General features: G+C 66.0%; 19 protein-coding genes, 1 tRNA gene and 1 pseudogene. 7 read left to right on the forward strand and 14 right to left on the reverse strand.

Features of this window, described 5'->3' with window-relative positions:
• Positions 1–114: 114 nt before the first annotated feature.
• On the forward strand, positions 115–837 hold the full coding sequence (locus ACZZZM_RS03360) for a hypothetical protein (protein ID WP_463593695.1): 723 nt from the start codon (positions 115–117) through the stop codon (positions 835–837).
• Positions 838–850: 13 nt separating this feature from the next.
• Here the strand turns inward: ACZZZM_RS03360 and ACZZZM_RS03365 are convergent, their stop codons facing one another.
• Positions 851–1,375 (reverse strand): thiamine phosphate synthase, encoded by a 525-nt coding sequence (locus tag ACZZZM_RS03365; protein ID WP_463593696.1) that lies wholly within the window; start codon positions 1,373–1,375, stop codon positions 851–853.
• A 22-nt stretch (positions 1,376–1,397) separates the two neighbouring features.
• On the opposite strand from ACZZZM_RS03365, the gene ACZZZM_RS03370 reads away from it, so the two are divergent.
• Entirely contained in the window at positions 1,398–2,066 is a 669-nt protein-coding gene (locus ACZZZM_RS03370) for a YggS family pyridoxal phosphate-dependent enzyme (RefSeq protein WP_463593697.1), read from the forward strand.
• Complete coding sequence (locus ACZZZM_RS03375) at positions 2,063–2,725, forward strand: HAD family hydrolase (RefSeq protein WP_463593698.1); 663 nt, start codon at positions 2,063–2,065, stop codon at positions 2,723–2,725. Before ACZZZM_RS03370 ends, ACZZZM_RS03375 begins: the two co-directional genes overlap by 4 nt.
• On the opposite strand, the gene ribA is transcribed toward ACZZZM_RS03375, so the two are convergent.
• The 4 genes from ribA to ACZZZM_RS03395 all read right to left on the reverse strand — a co-directional run bounded on the left by ribA (position 2,722) and on the right by ACZZZM_RS03395 (position 7,777).
• Positions 2,722–3,768, reverse strand: a complete 1,047-nt coding sequence (ribA, locus tag ACZZZM_RS03380) for a GTP cyclohydrolase II (protein WP_463593699.1) — start codon at positions 3,766–3,768, stop codon at positions 2,722–2,724. The genes ACZZZM_RS03375 and ribA overlap by 4 nt on opposite strands.
• Positions 3,765–4,547 (reverse strand): exodeoxyribonuclease III, encoded by a 783-nt coding sequence (locus ACZZZM_RS03385; RefSeq protein WP_463593700.1) that lies wholly within the window; start codon positions 4,545–4,547, stop codon positions 3,765–3,767. The genes ribA and ACZZZM_RS03385 overlap by 4 nt, the downstream gene beginning before the upstream one ends.
• A gap of 223 nt (positions 4,548–4,770) precedes the next feature.
• Positions 4,771–5,382, reverse strand: a complete 612-nt coding sequence (locus ACZZZM_RS03390) for a LolA family protein (protein ID WP_463593701.1) — start codon at positions 5,380–5,382, stop codon at positions 4,771–4,773.
• Positions 5,383–5,464: 82 nt separating this feature from the next.
• On the reverse strand, positions 5,465–7,777 hold the full coding sequence (locus tag ACZZZM_RS03395) for an FtsK/SpoIIIE family DNA translocase (RefSeq protein WP_463593702.1): 2,313 nt from the start codon (positions 7,775–7,777) through the stop codon (positions 5,465–5,467).
• A 118-nt stretch (positions 7,778–7,895) separates the two neighbouring features.
• On the opposite strand from ACZZZM_RS03395, the gene ACZZZM_RS03400 reads away from it, so the two are divergent.
• The gene (locus ACZZZM_RS03400; protein ID WP_463593703.1) at positions 7,896–9,125 is read left to right on the forward strand and encodes a UbiH/UbiF/VisC/COQ6 family ubiquinone biosynthesis hydroxylase; all 1,230 of its coding nucleotides are present in this window, start codon (positions 7,896–7,898) and stop codon (positions 9,123–9,125) included.
• 34 nt (positions 9,126–9,159) lie between these two features.
• Here ACZZZM_RS03400 and ACZZZM_RS03405 read toward each other — a convergent pair whose 3' ends face one another.
• From ACZZZM_RS03405 to ACZZZM_RS03415, 3 genes and pseudogenes are all read right to left on the reverse strand, one after another.
• A complete protein-coding gene (locus tag ACZZZM_RS03405) occupies positions 9,160–9,465 on the reverse strand; it encodes a hypothetical protein (protein WP_463596480.1) in 306 nt (101 codons plus the stop codon).
• 13 nt (positions 9,466–9,478) lie between these two features.
• Positions 9,479–10,069, reverse strand: a pseudogene (locus ACZZZM_RS03410) (LON peptidase substrate-binding domain-containing protein); the annotation flags it as partial.
• Entirely contained in the window at positions 10,066–10,956 is an 891-nt protein-coding gene (locus tag ACZZZM_RS03415; protein WP_463596370.1) for a tetratricopeptide repeat protein, read from the reverse strand. The gene ACZZZM_RS03415 and the pseudogene ACZZZM_RS03410, both read right to left, overlap by 4 nt.
• A 183-nt stretch (positions 10,957–11,139) precedes the next feature.
• Between ACZZZM_RS03415 and ACZZZM_RS03420 the strand changes: the two genes are divergently transcribed.
• The 3 genes from ACZZZM_RS03420 (at position 11,140) to ACZZZM_RS03430 (ending at position 12,642) form a co-directional block, all read left to right on the forward strand.
• A tRNA-Gly gene (locus ACZZZM_RS03420) sits at positions 11,140–11,214 on the forward strand.
• Between the two features lie 201 nt (positions 11,215–11,415).
• On the forward strand, positions 11,416–11,820 hold the full coding sequence (locus ACZZZM_RS03425; RefSeq protein WP_463593704.1) for a DUF2147 domain-containing protein: 405 nt from the start codon (positions 11,416–11,418) through the stop codon (positions 11,818–11,820).
• A 21-nt stretch (positions 11,821–11,841) separates the two neighbouring features.
• Positions 11,842–12,642 (forward strand): DUF72 domain-containing protein, encoded by an 801-nt coding sequence (locus ACZZZM_RS03430; protein ID WP_463593705.1) that lies wholly within the window; start codon positions 11,842–11,844, stop codon positions 12,640–12,642.
• On the opposite strand, the gene ACZZZM_RS03435 is transcribed toward ACZZZM_RS03430, so the two are convergent.
• The 6 genes from ACZZZM_RS03435 to hemC are packed head-to-tail and all read right to left on the reverse strand — an operon-like array spanning position 12,626 to position 17,886.
• The gene (locus ACZZZM_RS03435; protein WP_463593706.1) at positions 12,626–13,738 is read right to left on the reverse strand and encodes a CaiB/BaiF CoA transferase family protein; all 1,113 of its coding nucleotides are present in this window, start codon (positions 13,736–13,738) and stop codon (positions 12,626–12,628) included. The two genes, ACZZZM_RS03430 and ACZZZM_RS03435, sit on opposite strands and share 17 nt — an antisense overlap.
• Positions 13,735–14,247, reverse strand: coding sequence for a GNAT family N-acetyltransferase (locus ACZZZM_RS03440; RefSeq protein WP_463593707.1), 513 nt, complete (start codon positions 14,245–14,247; stop codon positions 13,735–13,737). The genes ACZZZM_RS03435 and ACZZZM_RS03440 overlap by 4 nt, the downstream gene beginning before the upstream one ends.
• Positions 14,247–15,431 carry an acyl-CoA dehydrogenase gene (locus ACZZZM_RS03445; RefSeq protein WP_463593708.1) on the reverse strand — a complete coding sequence of 395 codons (1,185 nt, stop codon included), beginning with the start codon at positions 15,429–15,431 and terminating at the stop codon, positions 14,247–14,249. Before ACZZZM_RS03445 ends, ACZZZM_RS03440 begins: the two co-directional genes overlap by 1 nt.
• A 13-nt stretch (positions 15,432–15,444) precedes the next feature.
• Positions 15,445–16,284, reverse strand: coding sequence for a hypothetical protein (locus tag ACZZZM_RS03450; RefSeq protein ID WP_463593709.1), 840 nt, complete (start codon positions 16,282–16,284; stop codon positions 15,445–15,447).
• Between the two features lie 31 nt (positions 16,285–16,315).
• Positions 16,316–16,975, reverse strand: coding sequence for a uroporphyrinogen-III synthase (locus tag ACZZZM_RS03455; protein ID WP_463593710.1), 660 nt, complete (start codon positions 16,973–16,975; stop codon positions 16,316–16,318).
• Positions 16,972–17,886 (reverse strand): hydroxymethylbilane synthase, encoded by a 915-nt coding sequence (hemC, locus tag ACZZZM_RS03460; RefSeq protein WP_463593711.1) that lies wholly within the window; start codon positions 17,884–17,886, stop codon positions 16,972–16,974. Before hemC ends, ACZZZM_RS03455 begins: the two co-directional genes overlap by 4 nt.
• Positions 17,887–17,890 lie beyond the last annotated feature (4 nt).

A 17,890-nucleotide genomic window follows, 5' to 3' on the forward strand; every position in this document is an offset into this window, starting at 1 on the left:
GCACGAATGGCCGCGAATCTGTGTGTGTGATGCAACAGTCCGAGTAAATTTGCACGAGCGGTGGAACCTCGCTTCCGAATCATGGTACGGACCCCTAGCTACAAAGGGATGGTAATGCGTCTGACACGCTGGATGACGGGACTTGGGATCGGGGTGCTCTGCACCGCCGGTGCTCTCGTCGCGCCCGGCCTGCAGGCGCAGAGCCGCGCCGATCGTGGCATCGCGACCCGCACGCCGTCCTCGGTACGCGCGGGAATCGACACTTTCACGCCTGCCGCAGCAGACCCCAAGCTTGCCGCGATCCTCGCGCGCTCGGGCATGTCTGACAGCGCTTTCCGGTTCACCCCGTCCGATACGCGCCGTAACGCCGGCCGCGCCGTAACGGTGGCGGTTCGTGCCCGTTCGACTCGCAATGTCGGTAGCGCGACTCAGGTCGCCGCGGCGACCACGCCCTCGCTCAGCCTGGCGCCCGTCGCCTATAATCTCGGCGTATCGGTGGGCTGGAAGCGCTTTGCCGTTTCGGGCGACGTCGCCAAGGTCGATCTGGTCACCCAGCCCGGTGGCAGCGAGCGTGCCGACATCGGCGTGAGCTATACCGGCAAGCGCGCTTCGGGCCGCCTCCAGGCGACCAGCGAGCGCAACGTCACCAGCGCACCGGTGCTGACTGGCGATCCGTCAAGCTATTCCTATGATCTCGGCGGCGCCTATTCGGTCACGCGCAATCTCGCCGTGACTGCAGGTGTTCGCTACAAGAGCGAAGACCAGCGCCTGCCGCGCCGCACCGACAATCGCCGCGATAGCCAGGCGGTTTATGTGGGCACTGCCTTCCGCTTCTAACGCGGACTAGCGCCTAGTCGTGCGCCCAGGCATCGATCGCCGCCCATCCGTGAAAGTTCAGCCCTTTGAGGCTTTTCGCGCGCGCGGCATTCATGCCGCCCAGCGCAATCGCGGGCATATTGAGCCCACGCACGAGCAGGCCCGCACGCACTCGTCCCAGCGTTCGCGCGCCTGGATGCGAAGCCGTAGAGAACATTGGGGATACGAAGACGATATCGGCACCTTTCCGCATTGCTCTGACGGCCTGTGCCGCATCGTGCACTGCCCAGCTCTTGATGCCCTTGCCCCGAACATTGTGCGTGCCAGCTTCGCCCGGCAGCGGATCTGATCCTGCGCGCAGCACCAGCAATCCGCGTCGGCGGGCGACCGTCACCACTTTCCGAAACAGCGCGATGCGTTCGGACCGCCCCAGCGAATAATGGCGGAACACCACGCCGCTCCCCCGCGGCAAGCGCTCCAATGCCATCCATAGCCGGTCGCCCATCCGCTCGTCGGTCATCAGCCAGAGCTTGGGCATCGGGGGGTGGCGGCGGCGCATGCGCCTGCCTATAGCGCGCGCCATGCCCTTAGACGACGCTCGAGAACGCCTGGCGCAAGTTCAGGACCGCATCGCCCGCGCCGCGCGCCTCGCCAGCCGCAAGCCCCACGCAGTGACGCTGGTCGCGGTCTCCAAGACGCACGATGCCGAGGCGATTCGGCCGCTGATCGAGGCCGGGCAGCGCGTCTTCGGTGAGAACCGCGTGCAGGAAGCCCAGGGCAAATGGCCGGCGCTCCGCGAGGCAACGCCGGACATCGAGCTTCACCTGATAGGCCAGCTCCAATCGAACAAGGCCGAGGACGCCGTCGCCCTGTTCCACGCGATCCACGCGGTCGACCGGCCGTCGCTGGTCGCTGCACTGGCTCGGGCAATGGACAAGATCGGCAAGCGCCCCGCTTGCTTCATCCAGGTCAATATTGGCTCGGAAGAGCAGAAGGGCGGCTGCGCGATCGACGCGCTCCCGGAGCTTCTTGCGCAGGCGCGAGATGCCGGCCTGCCGCTCGCCGGGCTGATGTGCATCCCGCCGGCGGACGTGGATGCCGCCCCTTATTTCGCGTTGCTCGCGAAGATCGCCCGCGATTCCGGTCTCGAAGGCCTCAGCATGGGCATGTCCGGCGATTTCGAAACCGCAGTGACGATTGGCGCGACGCATGTCCGCGTCGGCACCGCCTTGTTCGGGGGGCGTGTATGAAGTTCGATGCAATCCTTTTCGATTTCGATGGGGTGCTGATCGAAAGCGAATATGCCGGAAACAAGCAGATCGCCGAGTTCCTGACCGCGGCCGGCCATCCGACCACGACCGAGCAGAGCATGGCCAATTTCATGGGCTATAACGGCACCGAGTTCCGCCGCCGCCTTGAAGCCTGGATCGGCGGGCCCTTGCCCGATCATTGGGATCGCGAGCGGCTCGCCGAGGACGATCGCGTAATGGCTGAAGGCATTGGCGAAGTCGCCGGTGCGGTGGCGTTCGTCCGGAGCCTGCCTGCAGACCTGCCCCGCGCAGTGGTCTCATCGAGCTCGACGCGCTGGCTCCACCGCCACCTCGAGCATCTCGACCTGACCGGGGCATTTCGCAGCCATGTCTATTCGGGCGCCGAGCATGTCGAGCGCGGCAAGCCCGAGCCCGATCTCTATCTCTTCGCCGCGGCCCGACTGGGCGTGCCCATCGAGCGCTGCGTGATTCTCGAGGATTCGCCCGTCGGCGCGACCGGCGCGGTCGCATCGGGCGCAACCGTGATTGGGCTGTGCGCGGGCAGCCATTGCGGCATCGGCCACGCCGATCGTCTGCGCGCTCTCGGCGTCCAACATATCGCGCACGATTTCGACGAGGTCGCCCGGCTGATCGCCTAGAGCTGGTGCCCGGTGCGGTCGCGCTTGGTGGCGAGGTAGCGTTCGTTGTGCGGATTGGGGGGCAGATGGTGCGCGACGCGCTCGGCCACCTTCACTCCGGCGGTTTCTAGCGCGGCGACCTTGTCGGGATTGTTAGTGAGCAATCGGATCTTGCGCTGGCCGAGTAGGGTCAGCATCCGCGCGGCGACCGCGAAGTTGCGCGAATCGACAGCGAAGCCCAGCCGCACATTGGCGTCGACCGTATCGAAGCCCTGGTCCTGCAGCGCGTAGGCGCGAAGCTTGTTGATCAACCCGATTCCGCGCCCTTCCTGGCGCAGATAGAGCAGGATTCCCCAGCCCGCCGCTTCGATCTCGCGGATGGCTGCGTGCAGTTGCGGCCCGCAATCGCACTTCAGACTGCCGAGCACGTCGCCGGTCAGGCATTCGCTGTGCAGGCGCACCAGCGGCAGCCGGCCGTTGGGCGCGCCGATCAGCAGCGCGACATGCTCGCCCGGCATCTCGTCGGTGCGGAACGCCACAATCTCGGTGTCTTCGGCACCTGCTACCGGCAGATGCGCGCGCGCGACAATGCGCAGCCGGTCGGCATCCTCATGCGCTTCGATATCCGCGGGCGTGATCCGCTCCTCGGCCCCCGCCGCGCGGACGAAGAATGCCGGAAGCAGCCCTGCGATGCGCGCCAGCCGCAATGCCGCCGCGGCGAGCTGGGGGTGCTCGATAGCGATCGCGCGGAACGGTCCCTTGAGCGGCGTGGCGAGATCGAGCTGCGGATCGGCCAGCGCAGTGGCGGTGTCGAAATCGAGCCAGGGCACGCGCTCGATCAGCACGGGCCCGTCGGGACTGGCGGCCTCGGCCTGATTGGCGAGCTTGAGCGTCGCCGCACGCCCGGCGGAAAACAGCAAAGGCGCCTTCTGCTCCGGGTCGAAAGCGCGCAGCCGCTCGGCATCTGCGGTCTCGACGGCGAGCAATGCCAGTTCGCCGATCGCTATCGGCCACCCCCGCCGCAGCGCATCGACTGCGCGAGCCACGGCGCGCGGATCGCTCAAAAGGCGAACTCGGTGACGAGTGGGACATGGTCCGAGGGCTTGAGCCAGCTCCGGCACGGCTCGCACACTTTGTGACTGACCGCCTTGTCGGCAACTTCGCGGCTCGCCCACATGTGATCGAGCCGCCGCCCGCGATCATTGGCGGTCCAGTCCTTCGAACGGTAGCTCCACCACGTGAAGCAACGCTCCGGCGCGGGAATGAAGCGCCGCCCGAGATCGACCCACTCATGCGCCGCCTGCAGCCGACCGAGCGTCTCGACTTCGATCGGGGTATGGCTGACCACGTTCAGCAATTGCTTGTGGCTCCAGACGTCGCATTCGAGCGGCGCCACGTTGAAATCCCCGGTCAGGATCGTCGGCACTTTCAGGTTGGCCGCCCAATCGATCATCCGTTCGAGGAAATCGAGCTTCTGCCCGAACTTCGGATTTACCTCGCGGTTCGGCTCGTCGCCACCCGCAGGCACATAGACATTCTCCAGCCGCACCCCATTGGGCAGCCGCACCCCGACATGCCGCGCCTCGCGATTTGCCTGCCAGTCGAAGCGGTCATCCTCCACTACGGGGATGCGGGACAGGATCGCCACCCCATGGTGCATCTTCTGACCGTGCTTGATGATGTGATCATAGCCGAGTGTGCGAAACGGCTTTTCAGGGAAGTCCCCGTCGATCACCTTGGTTTCCTGGAGACATAGGATATCGGGTGCTTCCTCGCGGAGGAATTGCTCGACGATCTCGATGCGGAAGCGGACCGAATTGATGTTCCAGGAGGCGATCTTCATCGCCTGCGATGTAAGGGGGTAAGCCCGATACGGAAAGGCCCCCGCTCCGGGGGCAATGGAGCGAGGGCCGACCTAGCGTTCGTCACGCAGGCAGGATGTGGTGAGTGTCCGGGCAACAGGGGGAAAATCCCGGTTCAAGCTCCACATCCGCACCCTCTTTTTAGGGTCGGCAACCTGTCGCCAACATGAACGGACTTAAGAATCACTCGCAGTTCGTCGCATGTCAGCGCGATTTGGGCCCCTTGGGACGCGGGTCGTTCCAGCGGAATTCACCGTCCGCGACGGCTGTATTGAAGCGCTGGTTCGAAAGGCGGATCGTGGTGCGATTGTTCTGCGAATCGAGCGCGACCCAACCCTGAAGCATCAGCCCCGAAGGTGCTGCCGCGCTCTTCTGAAAGATCATCGTGATCCGGCCATATTCAGGATGCGCCTTGTCATGCACTTCGATCGAGATGACGCGCGGATCGCCGGTCGGCTTCAGCTTGGCGAATTTGGCGATGTCCCGCTTGGGGTCGAGCAAAACCGCCAGCGGCGAATTGCCGATCGGCCAGCGATCGACCTGGCGGACCTGATAATCGATGAAATAGAGGCTCTTGCCGTCCGCGACGATCAGCTGCGGCACGCCCTTCTGATATTGGAAGCGGATCTTGCCGGGCCGCTTGAGCGTCATCGTCCCGGTCAGCGTGCGGCCGTTGCGGTCGGTCTGGGCAAACGCCGCAGTCATGCTCGATACGCCCTGCAGATGCTGCTGGACCTGCGTCATTTCGGGCTCGGCGGCCGAGACCAGCACCGGGGCGGCAAGCGCCAGGCTGAAGGCGAGGGGTCGTGCAAACACGAATATTCTCCAAAAAGCTTGGGAGGCCGCTAGCCGCGGCGGCTTGAATAGGCCCTGAACCCCTTTGAGGACGGTTCGATCCTCACACCGCGCGCCCCTCGGTGTCCATCAGCACTTCGCGGCGGCCGACATGGTCGGGGCGCGAGACGAGCCCCTCGCGTTCCATCCGCTCGATCAGCCGCGCCGCCGAATTATAGCCGACGCGGAGCTGGCGCTGGAGCCACGAGGTCGACGCCTTCTGGCTTTCGGCGACCAATTGCACGGCGCGGCGATAGAGCTGTTCCTCGGGCGAATCGTCGCCTTCGGGCGCGCCGTCGAGGCTGAAGCCGCCATCCTCAGGCTCTTCGGTGACCGCAGTGATGTAATCGGGTTCGCCCTGCGAGCGCCAGAAATCGGCGACTGCCATGACTTCGTCGTCGCTGACGAACGGTCCGTGAACGCGCGCCAACTGCTTGCCGCCGGGCATGTAGAGCATGTCGCCCTTGCCGAGCAGCTGCTCAGCGCCCTGCTCGCCCAGAATCGTGCGCGAATCGATCTTCGATGTGACATGGAAGCTGATCCGGGTCGGCAGATTGGCCTTGATCACGCCGGTGATGACGTCGACCGAAGGGCGCTGCGTCGCCATGATCAAGTGAATGCCCGCCGCCCGCGCTTTCTGCGCGAGGCGCTGGATCAGGAATTCGACTTCCTTGCCCGCGGTCATCATCAGATCGGCAAGCTCGTCTACCACCACCACGATCTGCGGCAGCGGCTGCAGGTCGAGCGTCTCTTCCTCATAGATCGGCTTGCCGGTGTCGGCATCCCAGCCGGTCTGGACCTTGCGGCCGAGCTTCTGCCCCTTGGCCTTGGCCTGGCGGACCTTGTCGTTGAAGCTGGCAAGGCTGCGGACATTGGCCGAGGCCATCATCCGGTAGCGGTCCTCCATCTGCTCGACTGCCCATTTGAGCGCGCGGACCGCCTTTTGCGGCTCGGTCACCACGTCGGCGAGCAGATGCGGGATGTCCTTGTACATGCTCAGCTCAAGCATCTTGGGATCGATCATGATCATCCGGCACTGCTCGGGCGTCATCCGATAGAGCAGGGACAGGATCATGCAGTTGAGCCCGACCGACTTGCCCGACCCGGTGGTGCCGGCGACGAGCAGATGCGGCATCGGTGCGAGATCGGCGATCACCGGATCACCGGCGATGTTCTTACCGAGCACCAGCGGCAGGCTCGCGCCCTGATCCTCGAAGCTCTGGCTGCCGATCAGTTCGTGGAGATTGACCGATTCGCGGACTGCGTTGGGCAATTCGATGCCGATCACGCTACGCCCGGGGATGGTCGCGACGCGGGCGGAGATCGCAGACATGTTACGCGCGATATCGTCGGCTAGCTGGATCACCCGGCTCGCCTTGATGCCGCTCGCCGGCTCCAGTTCGTACATCGTCACGACGGGTCCGGGCCGGACCTCGACAATCTGTCCCTTGACGTTGAAATCGTCGAGCACGCTTTCGAGCAACCGCGCGTTGCGCTCCAGCGCGGCCTTGTCGATCGTGTTCCTGCCGATCACGCCAGCCTTGAGCAGATCGAGTCCAGGCAGCTTCCAGCTGTCCTTGAAATCCATGCTGGTCTGGGTAGGCGGCTTGGCCCTGGCAGGGGCGGGCATGACGCCGCGATCGGCGATGACCGGCCCGGGGCGCGTATCGGGGACGACCACCTTGCGCGGTTCGGAGATCGTCTGGGGGCGGTCGCGCTCCCGTTCCCGCTCGGGTTCGGGCGCCGCCAGCGCCAGTTTCTTGTCCGCGCCGATGCGCAGTTGCGGCAGGCTGAAGCCGCGTTCGGGAAGCGTGAAATCGAGCCGCTGCCACCAGATCCACAGTCCCAGCAGTCCGAAGATGACGCCAAGGCTGCGACCCGCCCACCAGGTCAGGCTCGGCTCGCCGGCAAAGCCGATCAGGAAATTGAACAGACCTGCGACGCTCAGCCCCGCGACGCCGCCCCAGCCGCCGGGAAGCGCAAGCACTGCATCGCTTGAGAAGAACGCCGCGGCGCTCGCCGCCAGCAGCGTGCCGAGCAAGGCGCCGCGCAGCATCCGCAGCCAATCTCCGACAGGGCGCCCCAGCCACAGCCGGTTGGTGACGATCAATCCGACGGGAGCGAGCAGGATTACCGGCAGGCCGAAGGTCGCGAGCAGGGCATCCGCGATCCATGCACCCAGCGGTCCGAGCAGGTTGAGCGTCGGCCCGCCCGACGCAGTGTTCAGCGACGGATCCTGCGAATGATAGGTGACGAGCGCCAGCACCGCCGCAATTACGGCGACGAACAGCAACGTCCCGCCTATCAATTCCATGCTCCGGCGTGCGCCAGCCTTCATCGTGTCGCGCAACAGCGACTTTTGTGCCCGGGACGCCATTCGCCCAGCCTCCAGTTTTCAGGGGTGCCCGGGAATCATCGCGCTTGCGGACTCCCGCGTCAAGGCGGACTTGTTTTGTACCGCTGGTCCCCGGCGCAGAACGTGCTAATCGCGGGCCATGGCCCAGGCACCAACACGCGCGGACGTTCTCATCCTCGGTGGCGGGCTGGTCGGCAGTGCGCTGGCCGTCGCGCTCGATGCGCATGGCCTCACGTCTATCGTTGTGGATCCTGCCGATGCCGCGGCGATCACCGCCGCCGGGTTCGATGGCCGCGCCTCGGCGATCGCCAGCGCGCCGATGCGGATGTTCGAGGCGATCGGGGTCGCCGATCGCCTGGCGGGCAAGGGCTGCCCGATCCAGGGCATCCGTGTCAGCGATGGACTCGCCCCCGGCAAGCTCGATTTCGTGCCGGCAGCAGGCGATGGGCCGCTTGGGCATATGTTCGAGAATCGAATGCTTCGCACTGTCTTGCTCGAAGCTGCTGCCGCTGCGCCTGGAGTCGATCTGCGGATGCGCACGCGCACGCTATCGGTCGATCGCGGCGAATTCGGAGTGACGGCACTGCTCGATTCGGGCGCGACCGTCTCCGCGCCGCTGCTGATCGCCGCCGAAGGCCGCAATTCGCCGACGCGCGAGGCCGCCGGGCTCAAGACAGCGCGCTGGAGCTATGATCACGCGGCAATGGTCGCGACGCTCGGCCATGAGCGGTCCCACGAGAATATCGCCTTCGAGATTTTCTATCCCGAAGGGCCCTTCGCGATCCTGCCCTTGCTCGACGACGAGAACGGCCATCGCTCGGCGGTCGTCTGGACCGTCAATGCCCGCGACGCGGCGGGAATGAACAAGATCTCGGATCGGGCCTATCTCGCCGAGGCGGAGAAGCGCATGGGCGGGTTCCTCGGTAAGCTAGGCCCGCTCTCGCAGCGCTTCAGCCACCCGCTCGGCTTTCACCATGCCGCCTGGATCACCTCTGACCGGCTGGCGCTGGTCGGCGACGCGGCGCATGGCATCCATCCGATCGCGGGCCAGGGAGTCAATGTCGGGTTCCGCGACGTCGCGACTTTGGTCGAGGTGCTGGTCGACGGTAAGCGCCTGGGGCTCGATCTCGGCGATCCGCAATTGCTCGCGCGCTATCAGCGCTGGCGCGGGCTCGACACCTTGATGGTCGCCGCCGCCACCGACGGGCTGACGCGTCTGTTCGGCATTCCCGGCAAGACCGCCGCGGCCGTCCGCCGGCTCGGGCTGTCCGCCGTCGACAAGCTGCCGCCGCTCAAGGACTGGTTCATGGCAGAAGCGCGCGGTGAAAGCGGCGATGTGCCCAAGTTGCTGCAGGGCGAGCGGATATGATCCTGGGTGACGGTTTCACCGGCGCCTTTCAGCGCTAGCCCAGTGCCAGCATCGCCGCGAGGAGCAGTCCGAGCGGCACGGCCGGAATGATCAGGCCGAGCAGCAGCTTCCGCCGCGTATAGCGAATCGCCGCTGCGATCTCGAAGCCCGCGCCGACGAGCAGCGCCGGCGGCAGCGCCCAGGCGCTGAAAAAGGCGAGCCACAACGTCTGGTTCTGCTCCGATCCAGGCGCATCGAACATCATCACGCTCATCACCGCGAAGAATGCCGCGAGCAGCGCCGCCAGCAACTCGGCCACCGCCAGCGCCGCGGCGAGGAGGCGGAGCCGCGGCGGGCTCACTGCAGAGTCCCCCATCCTCACCATGCCGCCCGTAGAATTGCATCAGCTGGACGATCAATTCGGCGCGATCGCTGAGCGTATCGGCCTCCAGCAGCGCCTGTTTCGAAGCGGGATCGAACGGTGCGATCTGGGCGATGCCGTTGACCAGCGATTCGTCGTCGAGCCGGGTCACCGCCTCCCAATCGACGGCATAGCCCAGGCCGTCCGCAAACTTGCGCGATTCGATTTCAAGACTGGCGCGGCTGATCGAGGCGAGGATCTGGCCCTCCCCCGCCGGCTCCAGCTCGGCCTCAACCTGACGGAACGGCGTAGTGACGTCGAGCTCGCGCAGGATCGTGAAGCGGGCCAGCCCCTCGAGCACGATGTCGAAACGCCCATCGTCAAGCGCCTCGACCTCGGCGATCCGCCCGACACAGCCCATGCCGAACAAAGCCGGCGACTCACCATGCTCGCGCGGCTGGATCATCCCGATGCGCCGGTCGCGCGCCAGGCTGTCGGTCACCATAGAGCGGTATCGCGGCTCGAAGATGTGGAGCGGCAAGTGCATCCGCGGGAACAGCAGCGCCCCGCTCAATGGGAAGATCGAGAGGCGGGTCTTGGTCACCCGAACAGGATCGCCGAAAGCTTGCGCCGCTGCGCCGAGACCCAGGGATCCTCAAGACCGACGGCTTCGAACAGCTTGAGCAGGCGCGCGCGGGCGGCGCCTTCGTTCCATTCCTTGTCGTCGGCGATCATCGCCAGCAGGGTGCTTGCGGCGGCATCGCGGTCGCCTGCCGCCATCTGGCCGCCGGCGAGTTCGTAGCGCGCATCCATGTCCCCCGTTGCGGCCTGGGCGGCGAGCCCCGACAGATCCTCGACCGGCGCAGCTTCGACCGCGAGGCTGACTGCGGCGCGGGCGCGCTCGACCTCGGGTGATTTGGCAACTTCGTCGGGCAGATCGGCAAGCGCAAGCTCGGCCTCGCCGGTGCGGCCGAGCGCCAGCAGCGCGCGGGCGCGGCCCGCGGTGATCGCGGGATGGCCCGGCGCCATCTCGGCGATCTGGTCGAACACCGAAAGCGCGCGCTCGGCATCGCCTTCGGCCAGCACCTGCTCGGCCATGGCGATCAGCGGTTCAAGCTCGGCTTCCTGTGCGGCGTCTTCGCTATCCACAGGAAGCTGGCGCAGGATCTGGTCGAGCATCGTGCGCAGCTGCGTCTCGGTCCGTGCCGAAGAGAGATCGGCAACGAGCTGCCCCTGGAACATCGCATAGACCGTCGGGATCGAGCGGACCTGGAATTGCGCGGCGATGAACTTGTTAGCGTCGACATCGATCTTGGCGAGCTTGACGCCTTTGGAGGCATATTCCTCAGAGACCTTCTCGAGCACCGGGGTCAGCTGCTTGCATGGCCCGCACCAATCGGCCCAAAAATCGAGAATCATCAGCGAAGTCATCGAAGGCTCGACGACGTCGCGGCGGAAACCGTCCACGGCTTCCTTGTCGGCAGGCGTCATTCCAAGCGTGGCCATGTGGCGCTCCAGCAGTCACGGGTTCGGGGCCTATGTGGGGGTTCGGCGCGCACCCGCCAAGCATTTTCGCCAAGCACTTAGGGAGTGTGGCCAAGGGGGTTGCACTGCTTGCAGGCCGCTGCTAGTGGCCGCGCCTCACCCGCCCGGTTCCGCCGGGCAGACGCCAGAGCGGGCGTAGCTCAGGGGTAGAGCACGACCTTGCCAAGGTCGGGGTCGAGGGTTCGAATCCCTTCGCCCGCTCCAGCTTCCGCAGCGATTTAGCTGCGCTAAATCGTGATCAGCGGAGCACGGCCGCCTCGCCCTTGCGAGGACCGACGACGCGGCTTTGCCGCGGCGCTAGCGAAACCCAGCGTTTCCTCCACCGACCTTGCCGCGTCACGCCCCACCCCCACATTCGGGTTGCGTTCATCCGCTCCTCGTAGAGACCCCGTCATGAAGTCCCTGATGATCAAAATGCTCCCGGCCGCACTGGCTTCGCTCCCTTTCCTCCCCGTCACGGCCCAAGCCAATAACACCCTAATCTCCACCGAGTGGCGCAACCCGGGCAACAGCGTCCATGTCCGCATCGATCGCTGCGGCGCGCAGCTTTGCGGCACCGTGACTTGGGCGAGCCCCAAGGCGATCGCCGATGCGCGGCGCGGCGGCACCCAGAATTTGATCGGCACGCGCCTTTTCCGCGACCTGCAGCCGGTCAGCGACGGCGTGTTCCGCGGCAAGGTCTTCGTGCCCGACATTCGCCAGACCTTCTCGGGCACGCTCAACTTCGCCGGCGGCGATACGATGGTTGGCAAGGGCTGCCTGCTGTTCGGCATGGTCTGCAAATCGCAGACCTGGTCGCGCGTCCGCTGATTCGCGGCTAGGGTGCTGGGCATGACCCAGGCACCCATACGAATCGGAATCGGCGGCTGGACCTTCGAGCCCTGGCGCGGAGGCGCTTTCTATCCGCCTGGCCTGAGCCAGAAAAAAGAGCTCGAATATGCCTCACGCCAGCTGAGCGCGATCGAAGTCAACGGCACGTATTATTCGAGCTTCAAGCCCCAGACCTTCGAGAATTGGGCGAGCACCGCCCCGGACGGCTTTGTCTTTACGGTCAAGGGATCGCGCTTCTGCACCAATCGCAAGGTGCTCGCCGAAGCCGGCGAATCGGTGCAGCGATTCGTCAGCCAGGGGATCACAGCGTTGGGTGACAAGCTGGGGCCGATCTTCTGGCAATTCATGGCGACCAAGAAGTTCGACGCGGTGGATTTCCAGGCGTTCCTCGATCTGTTGCCGCGGAGCCAGGACGGCATCGCGCTGCGCCACGCCATCCAGGTACGGCATGAGAGTTTCGGAGTCCCCGAATTCGTCGAGATGTGCCGCAAGGCCGGGGTCGCGCTCGTCTATGCCGACTCGCCGCAATATCCGGCGATCGCCGACATAACCGGCGACTTCGTCTATGCCCGGCTAGAGGCGGGCGAGGATGACAACCCGCTTTGCTATCCCGAAGCCGACTTTCCGCGCTGGACCCAGGCTGCCCGGACCTGGGCGGACGGCGGGCAGCCCGAAGGGCTCCCCTATGTCGCTGACGAAGCGCCACCGGCCCAGCCGCGCGAGACCTTCATCTTCTTCATCCATGGCGGCAAGGTCCGCGCGCCAGCAGCCGCGCAGGAATTGATCAGGCGCCTCGCTTAGGGCTTGTCCGCTCCGAGACCATCCGCTCGCCATCGATCACGATCGGGCTGGCCAGTCCCGGCACACCTTCGCGCACGATCTGCATGCCGCGCGCGATCACTTGGGGATCGGCGAACACATCGGCGACAGTGTTGATCGGCCCCGCGGGCACCCCGGCGCGCTCCATCGCTTCGTAGAGATCGGCCTTGCGCCACGCAGCGATGCTGGCAGCAAGCAAGGGGATCAGCGCCGTTCGATTGGTCACCCGCGCCGGATTGGTTGCGAAGCGTTCGTCAGCCGCCAGATCGAGCCCGAGCACGCCGCACAGTTTGCGGAACTGCGAATCGTTGCCGACCGCGACGATCAAATCGCCGTCACAGGTCGCGAACGCCTGATAGGGCACGAGATTGGCGTGGCCGTTGCCCATCCGGCTCGGCACCTTGGCGGGGTTCGCCATCCAGTTAAGCGCCTGGTTAGCCAACACCCCCACCTGGGTATCGAGCAAGGCCATGTCGATATGCGCGCCTTTGCCGCTCTCGTCGCGGCGGCGCAGCGCGGCGAGGATCGCGACCGCCGAATAGACGCCCGTGAAGATGTCGGCATAGGCGACGCCTGATTTCTGTGGAGCGCCGTCGGGCTCGCCGGTCAGCGACATCGCGCCGCCCATGCCCTGGATGATGAAGTCGTATCCGGCGCGGGCCGCATAAGGCCCGTCCTGGCCAAAACCGGTGATCGAGCAGACCACCAGCCGCGGATGAGCGGCGATCAGGCTCGCGGGATCGAGGCCGTATTTGACCAGCCCGCCGACCTTGTAATTCTCGATCACGACATCGGCTTCGGCGATCAGCGCCCGCGCCTCGGCCTGGCCCTGGACGCAAGCGATATCAATCGCCCGCCCGGTCTTGCCCCGGTTGCAGGCGTGGAAATAGGCTGCGTCGAGGTTTTCGCCCTCAGGCGAATGCATGAAGGGCGGTCCCCAATGCCGGGTATCGTCGCCTTCTCCCGGCCGTTCGATCTTGGTCACCTCTGCGCCGAGATCGGCCAGCAATTGCCCGCACCACGGCCCGGCAAGGATCCGCGCCAGCTCGACGACCTTGATCCCCGCGAGCGGCTTCATGACCGGCGGATTACATAATAGACATGGTCGTGCAGCAGCGTCCCGTCGCCGCGCTCGATGCGGCCCTCTTGAAGCACCCCGCCGATCTTCTCCATCGCCTTGCGCGAGCGGATATTGTTTTGTCCGACCACGAACACCGCACCGCTGACAAAGCGATGGATGTGATCGAGCATCAGCCGCTTGATCTCGCGATTATAGGCCCCGCCCCAATATTCGCGCGCAATGAAGGTCCAGCCGATCTCCACTTCGTCGCGCACGGCGTCGGGAAAGGCATAGCGGCTCGCGCCGATGATGCGCCCGCTTGCCCTGTCCAGGATCGTCACTCCACCGCCGCTCGCCAGCGCATCCTCGAAATATTTGGCGAACACGCTTTCCTGCCAGCGATCCTTTGCCGGATGGACTTCCCAGATCAGCGGATCGCTGGCGATTGCGAACAGATCGTCCCAATCCTTGCGGAGGGTCGGCCGGATCGTGACCAGTTCGCCTTCAAGCCTCGGCTGGAGGTCCATCAGAACGCGGCGATCCCAGTGATCGCGCGGCCCAGGATCAGCGCATGAACGTCGTGCGTGCCCTCATAGGTGTTGACCGTCTCAAGGTTGATCGCGTGGCGCATCACATGGAATTCGGCGGAAATGCCGTTGCCGCCATGCATGTCGCGGGCGATGCGCGCGATATCCAGAGCCTTGCCGCAATTATTGCGCTTGATGATACTGATCGCCTCGGGCGAGAGCGTGCCATCATCGAACATCCGGCCGCAGCGGAGCGCCGCCTGCAGCCCCAGCGCGATCTCGGTTTCCATATTGGCGAGCTTGAGCTGCACCAGCTGCGTCGCAGCAAGCGGCCGGCCAAACTGCGCGCGGTCGAGCGTATATTGCCGCGCCGCATGCATGCAGGCTTCTGCCGCACCCATCGTGCCCCATGCGATGCCATAACGCGCACGGTTGAGGCAGCCGAACGGCCCTTTGAGCCCCTGCACGTCGGGAAGCAGTGCGTCCTCGCCGACTTCGACGCCGTCCATGACGATTTCGCCGGTGATGCTGGCGCGCAGGCTCAATTTGCCTTCAATCTTGGGCGCCGAAAGTCCGGCCATGCCCTTTTCGAGCACGAAGCCCTTGATCCCGCCGCCATGGGCCTCGCTTTTCGCCCAGACGACGAACACGTCGGCGATCGGCGAATTGGTGATCCACATCTTGGATCCGGTCAGCCGGTATCCGTCCGCGGTTTTTTCTGCTCGCGTCCGCATGCCCCCGGGATCGGAGCCTGCATCGGGCTCTGTCAGCCCGAAACAGCCAACCCATTCCCCGCTCGCCAGCTTGGGAAGATATTTTCGCTTCTGCTCCTCGGTCCCATAGGCATTGATCGGATGCATCACGAGGCTCGACTGAACGCTCATCGCCGAGCGATATCCCGAATCGACGCGCTCGACCTCGCGCGCGACCAGCCCATAGGCGACATAACCAAGGCCAGCCCCGCCATATTCCTCGGGGATCGTCGCGCCGAGCAGGCCGAGCCCGCCCATTTCGCGCATGATCTCGCGATCGAAATCCTCGTCGAGAAACGCCCGCGTCACGCGCGGCAGCAGCTCACCCTGCGCGTAATCGCGCGCCGCATCGCGAACCATCCGTTCTTCGTCGGTAAGCTGCGCGTCGAGCGCGAACGGGTCCTGCCAGTCGAACCGGCCCATCTCTGCCATTTTTCTTCCTCTCTTAGCCGGCGGTGGCCGGGGCCGCGACGGGAGATTCCACCGCAGCGCTTTCGATTTCGGTGAGTGCGCGCCGGGCCGAGACATAGCGCTTGGCGGCGCCGGTCCAGCTCTCGGCATTGGCGGCGCCGGGCATGTGCGCGATTTCGGCAAGCGCGGCTTCGACATCGCCGGCATCGAGCGCGCGGCGCGCGCGTGCAAGCCGGTCGCTCGGGCGCGGGCTTGGTGAACCGGCGCTGCGCACCACGATCATGTCGCTCAATATGCGGCGCGCGCGTGCCCACAGGCTGTCGTCCGGCGCACTCGCCAGCCGCGGCGCAATCGTTTCCAGCGCGAGGCGCAGATCTTCGAGCGTCACCGGTTGCGCCGCGACCTGGACGATCGCGGCAACCGCATCGCCCTGCCGCTCGCCGAAGCGCGCGCGAAGCTGGTTCTCGAGCGAACCCAGCGGCTGGCCGCGCTCGACGGCGCGGCGAACGGCGGAGGCAATCATCAGCCGCTCGGCCTGGGTCGCATAAGACGACGCGGCGCGGGCGCTGCCATCGACATCGCGGATGCGCAACTCGAGCAGGTCGAGCTTGCCGGCGAGCGCCGCCTCGCGGGCATTGAGCGTCGCGATATCCGTGCCCGGCGGCAGAGTGGGGATCGATGGCTGCTGGGCCGGCCGCGCGGCGGGCGATGCCAGCGGGGCGGTTACAGGAGGCGCTCGATTGAAGCCGCCGCCCAATTGCACTGCGCCCAGCGCGACTGCGATGCCGCCTAGAAAGGCGATCCCGCCGATCAGACTGGTGCCTTGAAGCAGATTGCGGCGCGGGGGCTCCGGCGCGAAGGGCTCGTCGCTCATTGGGCCTTAATCGCCTCGCCTGCCTGCCGGGTCAATCGGCGAGCGCCAAAGCCATGTCGATCATCGCTTCCGTCGAGGGGGTGTCAGGCACGACCACGCGCTCCCAGCCGCTGCCCGCCGCCTCGGCAACCGCTTGGCTGACTGCGACGAGAGCAATCCCACGGTTGCGCGCAATCTCCACCAGTCGCTGGGCGGCGCGTGCGGATTGGACGAGCACAACCGACCCCGTCAGCCGCGCCGCGACCTCAGGCGTGATCGGCAGCGGCTCGCTGGCATAAACGGTGACGACCCGGGCGATGATCGGGCTTGGCGCGAAGGTTCGTTCGCGCCCCGCCAGATGCAGCGCGCGGCGTACCCCGCCGGCCTCGGCCCGCGCGAGCAGGTCCGTCGCGCCCGAATCGCCATTGGTCACCACATCGAAGCCGAATCGCCGCGCCGCCTCGCCGGTCACGTTACCCACTGCATGTACTGGCAGGCCAATGAAGCGCTGGAGATTGGCCCCGCCATGGCGCACGGCGTTGGCACTGGTCAGGATCAGCGCGTCGAAATCGGCTGGATCGGGCGCCCGCCACGCCACCGGCATCGCCGCGAACAGCGGCAGCCGGATCGCGACGCGCCCTGCGGCCTCGATCGCCGCGGCAGTCACGCGGTTGCCCGGCTCGGGCCGCAGCACCGCGATGGGGCGGCTCATCCCTCGAACAGCCGCCGCACTGCCTCGGGCGCGCGATCGAGCAAATCACGCGCCAGCGCCGCGGGAAGCGCCAAATCAAGCGGTGCGCCTTCGATCTGGCCATGGACATGCTCGGCGCCGTCTTCAGAGAACAGTTCGGCGGTCAGCGTCAGAATCGCGCCTTCGATCACGGCGAGGGCCGCGACCGGCGAGTGGCAATCGGCCTTGAGCGCCGCCAGCAACGCACGCTCGGCAAGGATGCAGCGATGCGTTTCGGGATGGTCGATCGCGGCCAGTATGTCGCGTGCCTGCGCATCCTCGGCACGGACTTCGATTCCGATCGCGCCCTGCGCCGGGGCGGGGAGGATAACATTGGTCGGGATCGCATGGCCGACGTCATGGCGCCCGAGCCGCTCTAGCCCCGCGGCCGCGAGCAAAGTCGCGTGGGCTTCGCCCGCAGCGAGTCGCGCCAGCCGCGTGTCGACATTGCCGCGGAACATGACGATCTTCAGGTCGGCGCGCAGCCGTCGCATCTGCGCAGCGCGCCGGGGCGAGCTGGTGCCGATAACGGCGCCAGCTGGCAGCGCCGCCACCGAATCGGCCCCGACGATACGGTCCTGCACGTCGGCGCGCGGCAGCAATGCCGCAATCGCGATCATGTCCGGGCGGACCGTCTCGACATCCTTCATCGAATGCACTGCGCAATCGATTTCGCCCGCCAGCAATGCGCGGTCGAGCTCCTTGGTCCACAGCGCTTTGCCGCCGATCTCTGCCAGCGGACGGTCCTGCACGCGGTCGCCCGTGGTCTTGATCGGGACGATCTCGAACGCGTCATGGCCCAACGCATGCGCCGCCGCGAGCGCATCGCGCACCAGATGCGCCTGGGTCAGAGCCAGCGGCGAGCCGCGCGTACCGATGCGGAAAGCTGTCATGCTT

It is taken from the genome of Sphingomonas sp. AC522 (genome assembly GCF_979258125.1).